The sequence below is a fragment of the Ochrobactrum sp. PL_is501 genome (assembly GCF_055816895.1).
The window spans coordinates 169,273-184,795 of sequence record NZ_JBVPGR010000034.1; the positions used below are offsets into that span (position 1 = coordinate 169,273).

Sequence of the window (15,523 nt, forward strand, 5' to 3'; positions counted from 1 at the left end):
CTTCTTATCCTGTATCGGTCGTTTAGTTTTGAACATTGTTCAATATACTGAACAGACGAAAAGTTTCTCCCAGGCTTTTCTTCAGAACCGCCGATGCATCGGCTGTATCGGAAAATGACGGAGGCGCTTCCTTCCCAAGACAGAAGCTTTTCCGGGATAAGCCCAGCGTTGTGTGCCGGTGAGGAAGTGAGAGACCTCGGCGCTGGTGAAAGTGATAAGGGTGGAATGATGACAACAGAGATCAAGCCATTTTCGTTCGATACCGTCGGCTCGATGCTCGTCGAATGGAGCGCTGCCAAGCGCCTCGGCGAAATCCTCGGCGAGCGGTTTTCCGAACGCAAGATTCTGATCGTGACGGACAAGGGCCTGCACAAGGCCGGCGTCCTCAACCATGCGCTGGCCTCGCTTGAAAAGGCTGGTTTCGGTATCAGCGTATTCGATGACGTGGTAGCCGATCCGCCGGAATCCGTGTTGTTTGCCTGTGTTGAGCAAGCAAAGGCCGCCGGTTGCGATATCGTACTTGGTCTGGGCGGCGGCTCTTCCATGGATATCGCCAAGCTCGCGGCCGTGCTGCTCGTTTCCGAACAGGAACTTTCCGAGCTTTACGGTATCGGCAAGGTGCAAGGCAGCCGTCTTCCGCTGATCCAGATTCCGACAACCGCTGGAACCGGATCGGAAGTCACGAACATCACAATTCTGACAACCGGCGAAACCACGAAGATGGGCGTCGTTGCCCGCCAGCTTTACGCTGACTTCGTTATCCTCGATGCGGAGCTGACCTGCGGCCTGCCCGCCCTTCATACGGCGGCGACCGGCATCGACGCCATGGTCCATGCGATCGAAGCCTATACGAGCCGGATCAAGAAGAACCCGCTGTCAGACGCATTCGCCCGCGAAGCGCTGAAGCTTCTTTCAGCCAATCTGGTTGCAGCCTGCGAAAACGGCAATGACCGTCATGCCCGCGAGGCCATGCTGCTCGGCGCCAACTATGCCGGTCAGGCGTTTTCGAACTCGCCTGTCGGCGCCGTTCACGCGCTGGCTTATCCGCTTGGCGGTCATTATCATGTGCCGCATGGCCTTTCCAACGCGCTGATGCTGGGACCTGTCCTGCGCTACAATATGGCGGGCGCAGCCACGCTTTATGCCGAGCTTGCCGATCTCCTGCTGGAGAAATCGGAAGGCACGACGGAAGAGCGCTCAGCGGCCTTCGTCACCTATATGGAAGAGCTGATGAACAAGTCCGGCGCACCGCGCCGCCTGCGTGATGTCGGCGTGACCGAAGACAGCCTTGAAATGCTGGCGCGCGACGCGATGCTGCAGACACGGCTTCTGGGCAACAACCCGGTTGACGTAACCGAGGCCGATGCGCTCGCGCTTTATCGCGAAGCTTTCTGATCAATAACAATGACCTGACGGAACGTGCCGGAGAAGCGAGCTGATTGCCGCTTCTCCGCAGCCGTTCCTCATGTCTTCGGAGAATAAATTGAGCACTGAACGTATCGACGGTCAGGAGCAGCCATACTGGCCTGCCGGACCATTCAAAATTCGCCTGCCCTTCCTTCACTACAAATTCGAATGGCCGGATTATTTTCAGGGCCTGCTGATGTGCGCAGTGGACCTGTCCGCCATCCCGCTGATGACCGAACTGCTCGGCATGCCCTTCGAGGTCGCCCTTGCCGTGGTGGTTCTCAATGGGCTTTTCTATCTTGCCCACCATCTTCTGGGCGATCCTGTCGTTCCGGGCTGGATCACCCCTGCCATTCCGCTGCTGATGGCCTATTGCGCCACATTCCCTGAAGGACCGGAACGCGTTCACGCGCTGGTCGCATTCCAGATGATGTTGGGCATATTCTCCATTTTCATCGGCGCGACGGGCATGGCGCATCGCGTGGTGCAGCTCATTCCAGCCGCCATCAAGGCGGGCATCATCGTCGGTGCGGGATTTGCCGCTGTCATATCGGTTTTCCAACTTGGCGGGCGTTTCGATACGTTCCCCTTCACGATCACCATTGCCGTCGGCCTTGGCTTCTACGTCATCTTTTCCCGCCATTTTGCGCGTATCAAGAACAGCAATCCGATACTCGCCATCATTGGAAAGCTTGGCGTGTTTCCGATCATTCTGCTTGCTGTCATTATCGCTCCCCTTTTCGGGGAAGCGCAGTGGCCGAAGCTCGAATGGTCGCTCACCAGCCCGGATTTCGCAACGCTGTGGCGTGAATACACGGTTTTCGGCCTCGGCTTGCCGCCGCTTTCGATGTTTCTCAGTGCTATCCCGACCATGCTTGCGGCCTATATCGTCGTATTCGGCGACGTACTGCAAAGCCGCGCCATCCTGAAGGAAGCCGACGAGGCGCGCCCCGACGAAAAAGTGGACTACAATCCCGATCGCGCGCACCTGATTTTTGGCGGGCGCAACGCGGCAATGAGTGTTCTGGGGCCGGATGTTTGCATGTGCGGACCGCTCTGGTCGGCCATGCATGTGGTCATCACCGAGCGTTTTTCGCAGGGCAAGAAGGCCATGCATTCGATCTTCGGCGGGGCGGGCTCGTTCCGCTGGGGCACCAATACCGGCTTGTTCCTGATGCCGATCGTAACGCTCGTTCAGCCGATCCTCGGCGTGGCGCTTGCGCTAACCTTGCTTATTCAAGGTTATGTTTCGGTTCGCGTCGGCATTCTCGAAGCTCGCTCGCAACGTGATCTCGGCATTGCTGGCGTTGTGGGTGCGGTTCTCGCTACACGCGGCGCAGCCTGGGCGTTTGCAACGGGTGTTGTCCTGTGCCTGCTGATCTATGGCCGCGACTTCTTCCGTGGCGAGACAGATAACACCTTTACCAAGGACAACTGACAAATTGCCCTCCCGGCAAGACCGGGAGGGCTTCCGCCCATTCTATCCGCTGACGACTTCAGGCAACGGCCTGTCCACGATCATCGCATGATCGAGAACCCGTTGCAGGTTGGCCGCATGACGGAAGCTCGGTTCCATTTGCGCGCCATCGGCGACTGCACGGGCAAACCGCTGATAGTTGGTTTCGACCGTTCCTGCATCGATATCGCGCCAGACCGGCGTTTCGATATCCTCCCCAATGGAACCGCGCAGGCTGGAACCGGTTGGCGTATGGAGAATTTCGAGCGCGCCCTTGTCGCCATGAATACGCAGCCGCAGCTCGTTCAGATGACCCGTGGCCCAGCGGCTGGCGTGAATGACGCCCAGCGCGCCATTGGCATATTCCGCCATCATGACGAAGCTGTCATTGGCATCCAGCACATACTCGCCAATATGGTTGTTATCGGCTTTCTCGAAAGTTTTGAGCCGCGCCGAAGCCCGCTCCACATCGCTGCCGATGGCATAGGTCGCGAAGTCGAGAATATGAATACCGACGTCACCCAGAACACCATTCGAGCCATGCCGGGTCGAAAGACGCCAGAGCCATTTGCTCTCCGTCTTCCAGTCACCCCACGCCTTGGAGACCAGCCAGCTTTGCAAATAGGACGCCTCGAAGTGACGCACCTGCCCGATCTCGCCCGCCAGCACCATTTCGCGCGCCTTTTGTAGCGGCGCGACATTGCGATAGGTGAGGTTGACCATATTGACGACGCCCGCCTGCTCGGCGGCATCGGCCATTTCAGCGGCCTTCTCGTAGCTTTCAGCCAGCGGCTTTTCGCAGAAGACATGCTTGCCAGCGCCAACCAGCGCGATTGTGGTCGGGTGGTGGATGGCATCCGGCGTCACATTGGCAACCGCGTCGAAACGGTTCCACTCCAGCGCATCCTCAAGCCGCGTGAAGCGGTTGTGAATACCGTGGTTTTCCGAAAACGCATCGACGCGCACTGCCGAAACATCGCACGCCGCCACGACCTCGACGCCCTCGATGACCTTGAAGGCTTCGACATGGTTCTTCGCCATGCCGCCTGTACCAAGAATAAGAAGACGCATGATGCACCTCAGCGATAACCGGCTTCACCGGCTTTGTGCAATTTCGGCCCGCGCTCCACGATCGGCTCCAATGCCTTCTCAACCGGAACATTGGGCGCGGTGTGAATGCCGGTCCAGGCCGGTTGCGGATTATAGGCCCATTTGACCGAATTGCGCAGAACCGTGCGCACATTCGCATCGTGATAGGTCGGATAGGTTTCATGGCCGGGCCGGAAATAGAATACATTGCCCGCGCCGCGCCGCCAGGTCATGCCAGAGCGGAACACTTCGCCGCCAGCAAACCACGAGATGAAAACGGTTTCCAGCGGTTCCGGCACCGAAAACTGCTCGCCGTACATTTCCTCATTTTCGAGCACGAAATTCTCGTCCAGCCCCTGAGCAATCGGATGGCCGCGATTGACGACCCAGACGCGCTCGCGCTCGCCCGCCTCGCGCCATTTCAGCGCGCAGGGCGTGCCCATCAGGCGCTTGAAGATTTTTGAGAAATGGCCGGAATGAAGCACGATCAGGCCCATGCCCTCGAAGACGCGCTTTGCCACACGCTCGACGACTTCGTCGCTGACGCCACCGTGATCCTTGTGCCCCCACCAGACCAGCACGTCCGTTTCGGCAAGGCGTTCTTCCGGCAAACCGTGTTCTGGCTCCTGAAGCGTGGCGGTGGTAGCCTGAATGGCGCTATCCTCGTTCAGCGCCTTGGCGATGGTGTTGTGCATGCCTTCGGGATAGACCGAGCGCACGGTTTCATTGATCTGCTCGTGGATGTTTTCACCCCAGACGATGGTACGAATAGGCACGAATATTCTCCTTGTTGTGGGCATTTCAGCCCGCGATCCATTTTGAGCTTGGGAGGTCGGCGTCAGACGGCGCGGCCTTTTTCATCGAAACGATGAACGTGGTTCCCTGTTGGGGAAACCGAGAGTGTCTCGCCGGGCTTGCGTGCCGACACACCGCTTTCGCGGACCACCAGCGGCTCTTCCAGACCGAGATCGATATAGACATAGGTATCGGAACCGAGGATTTCGGTATGGATAACCTGACCCGACCAATGGCCGCCTTCGGGTACGATGGCCAGATGCTCGGAGCGCAGTCCCACCGTATGGGCGCCGAAAGGCTCGGCGTGGCTGCCGGTCAGGAAATTCATCTTCGGCGATCCGATGAACCCGGCGACGAAAAGCGAATTGGGCTTTTCGTAAAGCTCAAGCGGCGTACCGATCTGCTCCACGCGCCCATCGCGCAACACACAGATGCGGTCGGCCAATGTCATCGCCTCCACCTGATCGTGCGTCACGTAGATCATGGTGGTGTCTTCCATGCTCTGGTGGAGCCTGGCGATCTCAAGCCTTGTAGCCACACGTAGCGCCGCATCGAGATTGGACAAGGGTTCATCGAAGAGGAAGACTTTCGGATCACGCACGATGGCGCGGCCAATCGCGACACGCTGGCGCTGCCCGCCGGAAAGCTGGCGCGGCAGGCGCTCCAGGTAAGGCGTCAGCTGCAGCATTTCTGCGGCCTGATGAATGCGGTCCTGGCATTCATCCTTGCTCTTGCCTGCAAGCTGCATGCCGAAAGCCATGTTCTCATAGACCGTCATATGCGGATAGAGCGCATAGGACTGGAACACCATGGCAATGCCGCGCTTCGATGGCGCGAAGCTGTTGACCACCGTTCCATCGATGGAAAGGCTGCCCGAGGTGATTTCCTCAAGCCCGGCAATGAGGCGCAGCAGCGTAGATTTTCCGCAGCCGGAGGGGCCGACGAAAACCATGAACTCGCCGGGGCGGATATCCATATCCACGCCCCTGATAACCTCGAAATTCCCGAATGACTTGCGCACATCGCGCAATTGAAGTTCTGCCATGGTTGTACCTAACCCTTTACGCCGCCTGCCGTCAGACCGGACACGATCCGCCGCTGGAAGATGAGCACGAGGATGACGAGCGGAACCGTGACGATGACGGAAGCCGCCATGATGTTTCCCCATGGGATTTCAAACTGACTACTGCCGGACAGAAGCGCGATAGCCACAGGCACGGTGCGCTGGCTGCCGGACGATGTGAAGGTGAGCGCGAACAGAAACTCGTTCCACGCAGATATGAAGGCGAGCAATCCCGTCGTCACCAGAGCGGGCCACATGAGCGGCATGAAAACCCGCGTAATGATCACCCATGGCGACGCGCCATCGACAATTGCCGCCTCTTCGATTTCCACCGGCAGGTCACGCATGAAAGTGGTGAGCACCCAGACGGTGAACGGCAGCGTGAAGATCATATAGGAAAAGATCAGCGCCAGCGGCGTATTGAAGATGCCAAGGAAGCGGATCAGCTCGAACAGGCCCGCCAGCACCGCAATCTGCGGGAACATGGACACCGACAGGATGGTGAGAAGCAAGAGCCCCCGCCCCCGGAAGCGCACCCGCGCCAGCGCATAGGCAGCCGTCACCGCAAGCAGCAGCGAGATTGCCACCACCACGGTCGCCACCAGAAGCGAATTGCCGAGGCTGCGCACAAAACTTCCCTGCGTCAGCACGCCGGTATAATTGTCGAGCGAAAAGCTGCTGGGCCAATAATCGACCTGAAACAGCGCCGTTCCCGATTTTAAACTTGTGATGATCGCATAATAGAATGGGAACACCGCAATCAGAATGATGAGCGCCACAAGCAGGTAGAAGCCGAGCATTTTTACAGTGCGCATCATGACTATTCCCCCCTGCCGCCAATATTCACGCGCCCGAAGAACATGTAGAGCACGGTGATGGCCGCGATAATGAGGAACAGCATCGTGGATGCCGCCGCGCCATAGGCGAACTTGTCGAAATCGAAGAGATTTTCGCGGGCGAAAACCGACATGGTCTTGGTCTGCGCATTGTTGGGCGTCAGCACATAGATGAGATCGAAAATGCGCAGCGCATCCAGCATGCGAAAGATGATCGCGACCATCAGCGCCGGGCGGATCAGGGGCAGTGTCACGCGCCAGAACACTTTCAGCGGATGCACGCCATCGATCTTCGCGGCCTCATAAATATCGGACGGCACCATTTGCAGCCCCGCCAGAATGAGCAGCGCCATGAAAGGCGTCGTCTTCCAGACATCGACGATCAGGATTGCGATCATGGCCGTATCGGGATTGGCCGTCCAGGCGATCTTCTGGCTGATAAGACCCAGATTGAGCAAGATATGATTGAGGATGCCGAACTGATCGTTGAGCATCCAGCCCCACATCTTGGCCGAAACGATGGTCGGGATCGCCCACGGGATCAGGATCGCCGCGCGCACCAGCCCGCGCCCCCGGAAATTCGCATTCAGCACCAGCGCGACAATCATGCCAAAGATCGTTTCAAGGCTGACCGAAAGCAGCGTGAACCGGATCGTGTTCCAGACCGCGCCCCACCAGGCCGGATCGGCCAGAAGACCGCGATAGACGGTGCGTCCGCTCTTGAGCGTCACCCATGACAGATAATTGTTGAAGCCTACGAATTCCGCCGTACCAAGGCTCGTCAGGGACGCGTTGGTAAAGCTGAAATAAATGGTGCGAAGCAATGGCCAGCCCGCCACCAGCGCCAGCACGACCAGCGTCGGTGCGAGAAACACCGATGCCGACCGTTTTCGCTGTGCGCCAAGATCGGAATGAACCCGCCTCCGCAGGTTCCTCGGCGCATCAAGAGAAGTCTCCGTCATGATCCTGCTCCGGGTCATCGGATGAGAAAGGCGTTCGGGTTGCCCGATAGGGGCTTGGGAGGACAACCCGAACGCGGCTTGATCGGTCCCTACCAGCCAGAGCCTTCCAGCTCAGTCAGCTCGACCTCAAGCATTTCGAGGTTCTCCGCTGCCGTGCCGTTGCCCGAGAGCGTCTTGTGCACGGCGGTCCAGAATTTCGACGACACTTCATTATACTTCACCTTTGTCGCAGCCGACGGCCGCGGCACGGCATTCTGGAAGATCGGCTTCCAGTTGGCCATGAAAGGCTGCGCTGCAATGACATCCTTGTCATCATAAAGCGCCGCAATGGTCGGCAGGCGAGAAATCTCGACCGCCTGCACCTTCTGCACTTCCGGCGACGCCAGATATTTCACCAGCGCGATGGCCGCATCCTGCTTGGTGGAATATTTCGAGACGGCAAGGTTCCAGCCGCCAAGTGTCGAGGACGGTGCATCGCCTTCCGCACCGGCGGGCAATGGCGCAACGTCGAACTTGCCCTTCACGCCGCTATCCGCGCTGTTACCGAGCGCATAAGCATAGGGCCAGTTGCGCATGAAGACTGCATTGCCTGTCTGCCAGACACCGCGCGATTCTTCCTCCTGATAGGCAAGCGCGCCCTGCGGCGAAATCGTACCGATCCAGCCCTTGGCGCGGTCGATAGCCGCCGCCGCTTTTTCATTGTTGATCGAAATCGTACCGTCGGCTTCAACGATCTGACCGCCGCCGGAAGACTTGATCCACTCCAGCGCGTTGCAGGTCAGGCCTTCATAGGCATTGCCCTGAAACACGAAGCCCCAGAGATCGGACTTTCCTTCGGCTCGCTCCTTGTCCATGATTTCCTTGGCGGTGGCCGTCATCTCGTCCCAGGTCTTCGGAACCTGCTTGTTATATTTTTCCAGCAGATCCTTGCGATAGAAAAGCGCGGGAGCATCCGTATAGAATGGCAGCGCAATCAGCTTGCCGTTCACGGTCTGCGACGCGATGATGGAGGGGAAATGTGCGCCCGTCACATCCTTCGTCGCTTCCTTGAGGTCAACGAACTGGTCGGATAGTTGCGGCGCCCAGACCACATCGGTCTGGTATACGTCGATATCGGCATTGCCGGCTGCGAGCCAGAGACGATACTGGCTGAACTGCTCGCTGCTCGACGGCGGCATCGAGACGATATTGACCTTGTTGCCGGTATCTTTCTCGAACTTGACGATCTGCTCCTGCAGAAACTTGATGTTGTTGCCTGTCGAATTGGCCGCGATGGAAATTTCCACCGCATGGGCACTCACCGTCGCCAGACCAAGCGCCACGCACGCCGCAAGCACACCTTGAAAAGCCTTCATAGTTCCCTCCTCCCATCCATCCTGCAAGCGGTTTACTAAAATCGAAAACGGTTTGGATGGCGGAAAGGTTGCAGAGGACCGCATTTCTGTCAAGCCGCAGATTATTGCCCCGTTCGATTTCGTTCACCTACGACTTATATCAATATATAATCCAATACCTTAGAAGCTGATCCAGCTGTTGAAGAATGCTTTCGGCGCATATTTTCTGAAGCCTCCCTGAATGAAAATTCAAACAAACTTGAAATCGGTTTGGTTTCGTTGCACACTAGGGCCAGGACCTAAGTGCCGCAATTGTTAATCGCAGGGAAGCGGCTATAATCCGTCGCCTTGCCTGCCTGTATCATTCGAAAGCCAAATGAAGCTCCGTGAATTCGCCAAACATCTGGGCCTTTCTGCAACGACCGTCAGCCGGGCGTTGAGCGGCTATCCCGAAGTGGCGGAAAGCACGCGCAAGCGGGTCATGGATGAGGCTGTGCGCCTCGGCTATCGGCCAAACGTCAACGCGGTCAGGCTGGTGACCGGGCGCGCCGGCGCCATCGGTGTCGTGATGGGCCGCAACAGCGAGTTCCACTTCGCCGAATTCATGCGCGGCATGGCGGAACGGCTTGGTCAGGATGAAGTCGATATTCTCGTCAGCCCGATTGCCAACAACGGAACCGAGGATGAAGTGCAGCTCTGCCGGCGTCTGGCTACCAGCCGCCGCGTCGATGCAATCATCGTCACCTCGCCAAAGCCCAATGACGAACGTATCCGCATGCTGCACGAGCTGGGCATACCCTTTCTCGTCCATGGGCGTTCCGAGACGGACATTCCGCATGCATGGCTCGACATCGACAATGAGGGCGCGGTCTACCGCTCCACTGCCCATCTTTTGGATCTCGGCCATAGCCGTATCGCGATGATCAATGGCCGTTATGGCTTCACCTTCTCGCTGCACCGCGACGAAGGCTACCGGAAAGCGCTTGAAAGCAGAGGCATCGCCTTCGACCCCGATCTGGTTGAACATGGCGACTTCACGGACGAGATCGGTTATCGCCTCGCGCGCAAGCTTCTGGAACGCGATCCGCGCCCGACGGCATTCGTTGCCGGTTCCATGATGACCGCGCTTGGCATCTACCGTGCCGCCCGCTCCTTCGGCCTGACCATTGGCAAGGATATTTCGGTCATCGCTCATGATGACGTGATTTCATTCCTCAGCGCCGACAATATGGTGCCGTCGCTGACTGCAACCCGCTCATCCATGCGCGCGGCGGGTAAACGCTGCGCCGACCTGCTGATGGATATACTCGACGGACATGCAGCCGCCGATATTCACGAGTTGTGGCCCGTCGAACTCATCCTGCGTGAATCCGCGACCCGCGTGCCGGAATGGGCCTGAAGACGCCGAAGAACCAACCCGATTTGCCAGTTTAGCGCCGCCGGTGTAGATTTGCCGTGCAACGCGGAATTGGTATCGACGGCCCAAGGGCGCACCCGGAACCAAACCGCGTTGTGTTTGGTTTAAATCGGAGTACAAATTGCGCAGTGAACAATCTATTCTTCAGCTCTCAATAGCGGTTACTATATTCGTTGCTGGGTTCGGCGTTGTGTTCGGCCTGTTATCCGGCTCATTTTCTATCGTATTCGATGGCGTTTACATGCTTGCCGATGCGGCCATGAGCGGGTTAGCACTTCTCGTTTCACGCCTCATCGCGCTCTCTGCCTTGCCGGAGCAGCCACGCGGAAGATTGCGTGATCGATTCACGATGGGCTTCTGGCATCTGGAACCCATGGTGCTTGGCCTCAATGGCATGATGCTGACCGGCGTTGCGATCTACGCGCTTATCAATGCAATCGGCAGCCTGATGGATGGCGGGCGCGATCTTGAATTCAGCTATGCGATTTTCTATGCGGTCGTCGCGCTCATCGCCTGCCTCGGCATGGCGTGGTTCGAAATGCGCGCAAACCGCACATTGAAGTCGGATTTCGTGGCGCTCGACGCCAAAGCCTGGATCATGTCGGGCGGAATTACCGCAGCGCTTTTGATCGCCTTCTCGATTGGTTATGCCATTGAGAATACGGAGCTTGGCTGGCTGACGCCGTATATTGATCCCGCAGTTCTGGCGGTTGTTTGCCTTGTCATCATTCCCATGCCGATCGGCACGATCAAACAGGCGTTGGCCGACATTTTCCTAGTCACCCCTGCGGACCTCAAACAGCATGTCGACAAGATTGCCGAAGAGTTCGTCAAGCGCCACGGTTTCCTGTCCTACCGCGCTTATGTCGCCAAAGTTGGCCGCGGCAAGCAGATCGAGCTTTATTTCATCGTTCCCCCCGATCTTCCGCCGCGAAAGCTTGAGGAATGGGACGCATTGCGCGACGAGATCGGCGATGCGCTCGGCGGCGAAGGACCGGACCGATGGCTGACCATCGCCTTTACCACGGATGTGGAGTGGGCCGTGTGATCCTAGGCTGTAGTGCTTTATTCCGCGGCGATGAGAGGCGTTTCCACAACCGCATCCGGCATGGTATCGAAATGGACCGGACGCAGCGAAACATAGCCGTTTCGAATATCCAGCACATGGGAATAGACCTCTTCGCCGTCTTCGAGCAGCGGCAGCTTTTCCTCATGCATGATGCTGATGACGATGGCCTGCGGGCAGCGCGTCTTCAGCGCCTCATGGAAACGCATTTTCGAAACCGGATCGAGTGCGCCGGTCGCTTCATCAAGGAAGATGATGGACGGCTTATGCAGGAGAATGCGCGCCAGCACGATCTTCTGCTTCTGTCCGCCGGACAGGATCATGTCCCACGGCGCGCCGCCCGCATCCGGGTCGTTCATGCGCTCGATGAACTCGCCCAACCCCGCTTCATGCAGTACGGCGGCGACGGCAAGATCGCTGAACAGGCTTTCATCGGCAGGCAGGGCGATAAGCTGTTTCAGTGTGACGGAAGGAAACTTGGCCTCCTGCGTCGCATAAAGGGAGGTGGCGTTCTGCGGATAGATGATATCACCGGTGCCATAGGGCCATAGGCCGTTGAGTGCCTTCATGAATGAAGTTTTGCCCGAGCCGGATTCGCCGCGCATGTAAACCCAGTCGCCGGCGCGAATGTTGATCACGCCGGAGCGCAAGAAGGGCGCTTCACTGTCCGGTCCCTGCATAAGGGTGAGATTGCGCACCGACAGGCCAAAGCGCGGATGCTGCTCGGCGAAAGCGAAGCGATTGATGCCGGACCGGCTGTAGAATTCTGCCGGTTCCTGAACATTTTCGATGGCTTGCGCCAGCCCCGTCACGCGGCCCGCATTGGCGCGCAGATTGGCAATCGCAGGCATGACCTGAATGAACCATGAGCAATCGTTGATCATTGCCGCGACCAGTTCCGCGCCCGTCACATAACTACGGAAGCTGACCGAGCCGCTCATATAGGGCAGAAGTCCCGGAACATAGGCAACGATACGGTTCGAGAGAAAGCCATAGGCCTGCGAGAAGGCGAGATAGGCGGCATCGAAACGGTTGAGCCGGTTCCAGGTGCCGTCGACATCCTTGTAGAGACGGTCGTTGACCGAGCGCTGCACGGCCTCACCGCCAGAGGCGGAAATCTGGAAGCTGCGGCGCAAAAGCGTCGTCCATTCGCCACGATAGGAGCCTTCGGCCTTCTGGATGCCGAGATTGAGCCGCTCCAGACGCTTGCCGATCTTGATGGCGACCAGCGTGCCGAGCGGGACATAGACCACGATTGCCGCAAAGGCCAGAACGGCGCTGCCATAGCTGCCGAGGAAATCCAGCCCGTCCACATGGGTGGACATCTCAATCAGCTTCTGACCAATGAAGAAAGCGGACAGGAACACGCCGACAATGCCCATGACGAGGCCAATAGCGCCGCCGGTCATCCCCTTGATCGATTCCTGCAGGCGCTGATCGATATTGTCGGGCTGGTCCTTGCCCCTGCCCTGCTGCAAATGGAAATGCGTGTGCCTGCCGTTCAGCAGCGCGGTGGAGAACTGGTCGTTCAGCCATTTGCGCCATTTGCGATGCAGCGTGGTGGACAGGAAATGGCGGGAACCGACCAGCATCACATCCTTTGCCAGCATCAGCAGAACAAGAATGCCCGCATTCGCCGCTATCGTCATGAGAGGGTGCTGAACAGGCGCGGTGTTGACATTGACGATGGAGTTCATGAGCAAGCCGGAAGCCTCGGCCACCCAAACGGTGGTCTTGCTTACGAAAGCCGTCATCAGAAAAATTGCGAGGGTAAGTCCCCAGGCTTCCTTCCAGCGGTCGGAAACCCAATAGGCGCGCATCAGCCCCCAGAACGACGTCATGTCAGCCACGGCAGACCTTCCCCTTGCCTGCAAGGATTGCTGTCTGGTCTGCCGGTTTGTGTCCAATCCACACCTCGTTCGTCATCAAGAAATGTAACGCTGTGTTACATATTGCAACAAACTGTGGTTAACACAATGTTAATAGTCAACACAAAACCGGAGCGGCAGCCCGTGAACCGAGAGCGGTTCAAGCACAACGATTTGAAATCGCTTGCCTATCGACTAACGTATTTTTTTGCTGAACAGACTGTTTCACGCGGAAAATGCCGGGGTAGCACCGCACATGTCGCCTGATTCCGGGCGAAGGACCTATTGTGCCGCCAGATAGGACTGGAGCGGCGGCACCACATAATCAAGGAAAACGCGGACCCGCTGCGGCAGACGAGCGCCGCCCAGAAACACGGCATGCACGTCTTCCAGATCATTCTCGACAGCGTCGGCGAGAACCTCCACCAATGCGCCGGAAGCAAGGTCGTTGCGCGCGTGAAAATCAGCGATCCGTGCAAGTCCCAGCCCGGCAACCGCCATGCGGCGGACGGTTTCGCCATTATTGGCCAGAAGCGAGCCGTAAACGGCGCGGTCTACGATCCGCCCGCTTTCCTTCAGCGGCCAGACCGGCGCGGCGCGGCGGAAATTGAAACCGATGCAATTGTGATCCGCGAGATCATCAACCGTCATCGGCGTGCCGTGACGCGCCAGATAGGACGGCGCCGCCAGAATCTTGCGCCGGGCGACCCCGAGCTTGCGCGCCGTCATGCTGGAATTGGGGAGGGTTCCGATGCGAAACGCCACATCGGTACGGTCGAGATAAAGGTCAACCAGTTCGTCAGAGAGCGACAGGTCGATCACGATATTCGGATAGGCGGCGAAGAATTCCGGCAAAAGCGGCTCCAGCGCCAGCGTTCCCAATGCGACGGAAGCATTGACGCGCACTGTGCCCCCGGTGCTTGCGGAACCTTGCGAAAGCTCGCGTTCAACCTCCTCGAAATCGCGCAGCAATCCCTGGCTGCGTTCGTAATAAATCTGCCCCTCGCTCGTCAGCGACAGGCGTCGGGAGGAGCGCTCCAGAAGCCGCACGCCGAGCCTCGCCTCGATGCGCGATATGAGCTTGCTGATGGTCGAAGGATTCATGCGCAGAAGGCGGGCGGCCTCCGAGAAGCTGCCCGCTTCCACAACCCGCATAAAAACCTGCATTTCGCCGATGCGATTGTCCATCGCCCGCTCCATCTGTGAAATCGTTTCACAGATAATGTGGATTTCGAGCGGATTTTCAAGTCCGCGCGACTATCCTATTTGTGCTGCACGAGATCAAGGCTGACCGGATCGTCCGGACAGAATCGGCATCTGCAATTGAGAGCCCGAAGCATAAGCCTCCCAAGCTCGCGCAATTGACGCGATACGCCGAAGGCCAATCGACAGGAGATACTATGAAAATCGTAAACGCACATGGCGCGGCCATACCAGCGCTCGGCTTTGGTGTTTTCCGCATGACGGACGCCGAAGTGGAAAGCGTTGTCCCGGCGGCGCTGGAAGCCGGCTTCCGCCATTTCGACACCGCGCAGATCTATCAGAACGAAGCCGCCCTCGGGCGCGCCTTGCAAAAGGCCGGCGCCAAGCGCGACGAGCTGTTCCTGACCACAAAGGTCTGGGTCGATAATTACAGCCCGGGAAAATTTGCAGCTTCCGTTGATGAAAGCCTCGACAAGCTGAAGGTCGATCAGGTCGATCTCCTGCTTCTGCACTGGCCCGCCGACAAGGTGGCGATTGCCGACCAGGTTGAGATGCTCAATGCCGTGCATGCAGCAGGCAAGACGCGCTTCATCGGCGTCAGCAACCAGAACGTCGCGCAGATGAAGGAATCCGTCCAGAAGAGCCGCGCGCCTATCGTGACCAACCAGATCGAGGTTCATCCCTATCTCGACCAGAGCACGGTCGCACAGGCCGCGAAAGCTGCGGGCGTTGCCATCTCCGCCTATTACGGCATGGCCGATGGCGCAGTGCCGCGCGATGCGGTACTTCAGGCCATTGGCGCAAAATACGGCAAGTCCGCCGCTCAGGTCGGTCTTCGCTGGTTGATCGAACAGGGCTTTGTCGCTCTTTCCAAGACAGCCAAGCCTGAGCGCGTTGCAGAGAATTTCAATGTCTTCGACTTTGAACTGAATGCTGAAGACATGGCCGCCATCGCAAAGCTTGCACGCCCCAATGGTCGCATCGTCAGCCCCGAAGGTCTGGCGCCCGTCTGGGACAAATAGGAATT

Annotated in this window: 13 protein-coding genes; 5 read left to right on the plus strand and 8 right to left on the minus strand. The window is 58.1% G+C overall.

The window, feature by feature from the left end; genetic code table 11:
- The first annotated feature begins 225 nt into the window (after window positions 1-225).
- Complete coding sequence (locus AC0TOF_RS10860) at window positions 226-1,395, plus strand: iron-containing alcohol dehydrogenase (protein ID WP_122001132.1); 1,170 nt, start codon at window positions 226-228, stop codon at window positions 1,393-1,395.
- An 88-nt stretch (window positions 1,396-1,483) separates the two neighbouring features.
- Window positions 1,484-2,845, plus strand: coding sequence for a hypothetical protein (locus tag AC0TOF_RS10865; RefSeq protein ID WP_208851915.1), 1,362 nt, complete (start codon window positions 1,484-1,486; stop codon window positions 2,843-2,845).
- Window positions 2,846-2,887: 42 nt separating this feature from the next.
- Here the strand turns inward: AC0TOF_RS10865 and AC0TOF_RS10870 are convergent, their stop codons facing one another.
- The 6 genes from AC0TOF_RS10870 to AC0TOF_RS10895 all read right to left on the minus strand — a co-directional run bounded on the left by AC0TOF_RS10870 (window position 2,888) and on the right by AC0TOF_RS10895 (window position 8,963).
- Window positions 2,888-3,934, minus strand: coding sequence for a Gfo/Idh/MocA family protein (locus AC0TOF_RS10870; protein WP_473768240.1), 1,047 nt, complete (start codon window positions 3,932-3,934; stop codon window positions 2,888-2,890).
- Window positions 3,935-3,942: 8 nt separating this feature from the next.
- The gene (locus tag AC0TOF_RS10875) at window positions 3,943-4,728 is read right to left on the minus strand and encodes a ThuA domain-containing protein (protein WP_473768241.1); all 786 of its coding nucleotides are present in this window, start codon (window positions 4,726-4,728) and stop codon (window positions 3,943-3,945) included.
- A gap of 62 nt (window positions 4,729-4,790) precedes the next feature.
- Window positions 4,791-5,792, minus strand: coding sequence for an ABC transporter ATP-binding protein (locus tag AC0TOF_RS10880; RefSeq protein WP_122001136.1), 1,002 nt, complete (start codon window positions 5,790-5,792; stop codon window positions 4,791-4,793).
- An 8-nt stretch (window positions 5,793-5,800) separates the two neighbouring features.
- Entirely contained in the window at window positions 5,801-6,628 is an 828-nt protein-coding gene (locus AC0TOF_RS10885) for a carbohydrate ABC transporter permease (RefSeq protein WP_162997309.1), read from the minus strand.
- A 2-nt stretch (window positions 6,629-6,630) separates the two neighbouring features.
- Window positions 6,631-7,608 carry a carbohydrate ABC transporter permease gene (locus tag AC0TOF_RS10890; RefSeq protein ID WP_473768242.1) on the minus strand — a complete coding sequence of 326 codons (978 nt, stop codon included), beginning with the start codon at window positions 7,606-7,608 and terminating at the stop codon, window positions 6,631-6,633.
- Between the two features lie 89 nt (window positions 7,609-7,697).
- Window positions 7,698-8,963, minus strand: a complete 1,266-nt coding sequence (locus tag AC0TOF_RS10895) for an ABC transporter substrate-binding protein (RefSeq protein WP_122001139.1) — start codon at window positions 8,961-8,963, stop codon at window positions 7,698-7,700.
- A gap of 355 nt (window positions 8,964-9,318) precedes the next feature.
- Here AC0TOF_RS10895 and AC0TOF_RS10900 point away from each other — a divergent pair, with 355 nt between their 5' ends.
- Both AC0TOF_RS10900 and AC0TOF_RS10905 read left to right on the plus strand, forming a co-directional pair.
- Complete coding sequence (locus AC0TOF_RS10900) at window positions 9,319-10,341, plus strand: substrate-binding domain-containing protein (RefSeq protein WP_473768243.1); 1,023 nt, start codon at window positions 9,319-9,321, stop codon at window positions 10,339-10,341.
- Window positions 10,342-10,480: 139 nt separating this feature from the next.
- The gene (locus tag AC0TOF_RS10905; protein ID WP_473768244.1) at window positions 10,481-11,407 is read left to right on the plus strand and encodes a cation diffusion facilitator family transporter; all 927 of its coding nucleotides are present in this window, start codon (window positions 10,481-10,483) and stop codon (window positions 11,405-11,407) included.
- Window positions 11,408-11,424: 17 nt separating this feature from the next.
- On the opposite strand, the gene AC0TOF_RS10910 is transcribed toward AC0TOF_RS10905, so the two are convergent.
- Together AC0TOF_RS10910 and AC0TOF_RS10915 are read right to left on the minus strand one after the other, a co-directional pair.
- Window positions 11,425-13,275, minus strand: coding sequence for an ABC transporter ATP-binding protein/permease (locus AC0TOF_RS10910; protein WP_473768245.1), 1,851 nt, complete (start codon window positions 13,273-13,275; stop codon window positions 11,425-11,427).
- Window positions 13,276-13,575: 300 nt separating this feature from the next.
- On the minus strand, window positions 13,576-14,481 hold the full coding sequence (locus tag AC0TOF_RS10915; protein WP_473768246.1) for a LysR substrate-binding domain-containing protein: 906 nt from the start codon (window positions 14,479-14,481) through the stop codon (window positions 13,576-13,578).
- Window positions 14,482-14,693: 212 nt separating this feature from the next.
- On the opposite strand from AC0TOF_RS10915, the gene AC0TOF_RS10920 reads away from it, so the two are divergent.
- Entirely contained in the window at window positions 14,694-15,518 is an 825-nt protein-coding gene (locus AC0TOF_RS10920; protein ID WP_473768247.1) for an aldo/keto reductase, read from the plus strand.
- Window positions 15,519-15,523 lie beyond the last annotated feature (5 nt).

Excerpts from the sequence above, each read along its gene's own strand:
- AC0TOF_RS10860 (WP_122001132.1), top strand. The coding sequence starts at position 226 with ATGATGACAACAGAGATCAAGCCATTTTCGTTCGATACCGTCGGCTCG.
- AC0TOF_RS10895 (WP_122001139.1), bottom strand. The coding sequence starts at position 8,963 with ATGAAGGCTTTTCAAGGTGTGCTTGCGGCGTGCGTGGCGCTTGGTCTG.
- AC0TOF_RS10870 (WP_473768240.1), bottom strand. The coding sequence starts at position 3,934 with ATGCGTCTTCTTATTCTTGGTACAGGCGGCATGGCGAAGAACCATGTC.
- AC0TOF_RS10890 (WP_473768242.1), bottom strand. The coding sequence starts at position 7,608 with ATGACGGAGACTTCTCTTGATGCGCCGAGGAACCTGCGGAGGCGGGTT.
- AC0TOF_RS10920 (WP_473768247.1), top strand. The coding sequence starts at position 14,694 with ATGAAAATCGTAAACGCACATGGCGCGGCCATACCAGCGCTCGGCTTT.
- AC0TOF_RS10885 (WP_162997309.1), bottom strand. The coding sequence starts at position 6,628 with ATGATGCGCACTGTAAAAATGCTCGGCTTCTACCTGCTTGTGGCGCTC.
- AC0TOF_RS10900 (WP_473768243.1), top strand. The coding sequence starts at position 9,319 with ATGAAGCTCCGTGAATTCGCCAAACATCTGGGCCTTTCTGCAACGACC.
- AC0TOF_RS10915 (WP_473768246.1), bottom strand. The coding sequence starts at position 14,481 with ATGGACAATCGCATCGGCGAAATGCAGGTTTTTATGCGGGTTGTGGAA.
- AC0TOF_RS10880 (WP_122001136.1), bottom strand. The coding sequence starts at position 5,792 with ATGGCAGAACTTCAATTGCGCGATGTGCGCAAGTCATTCGGGAATTTC.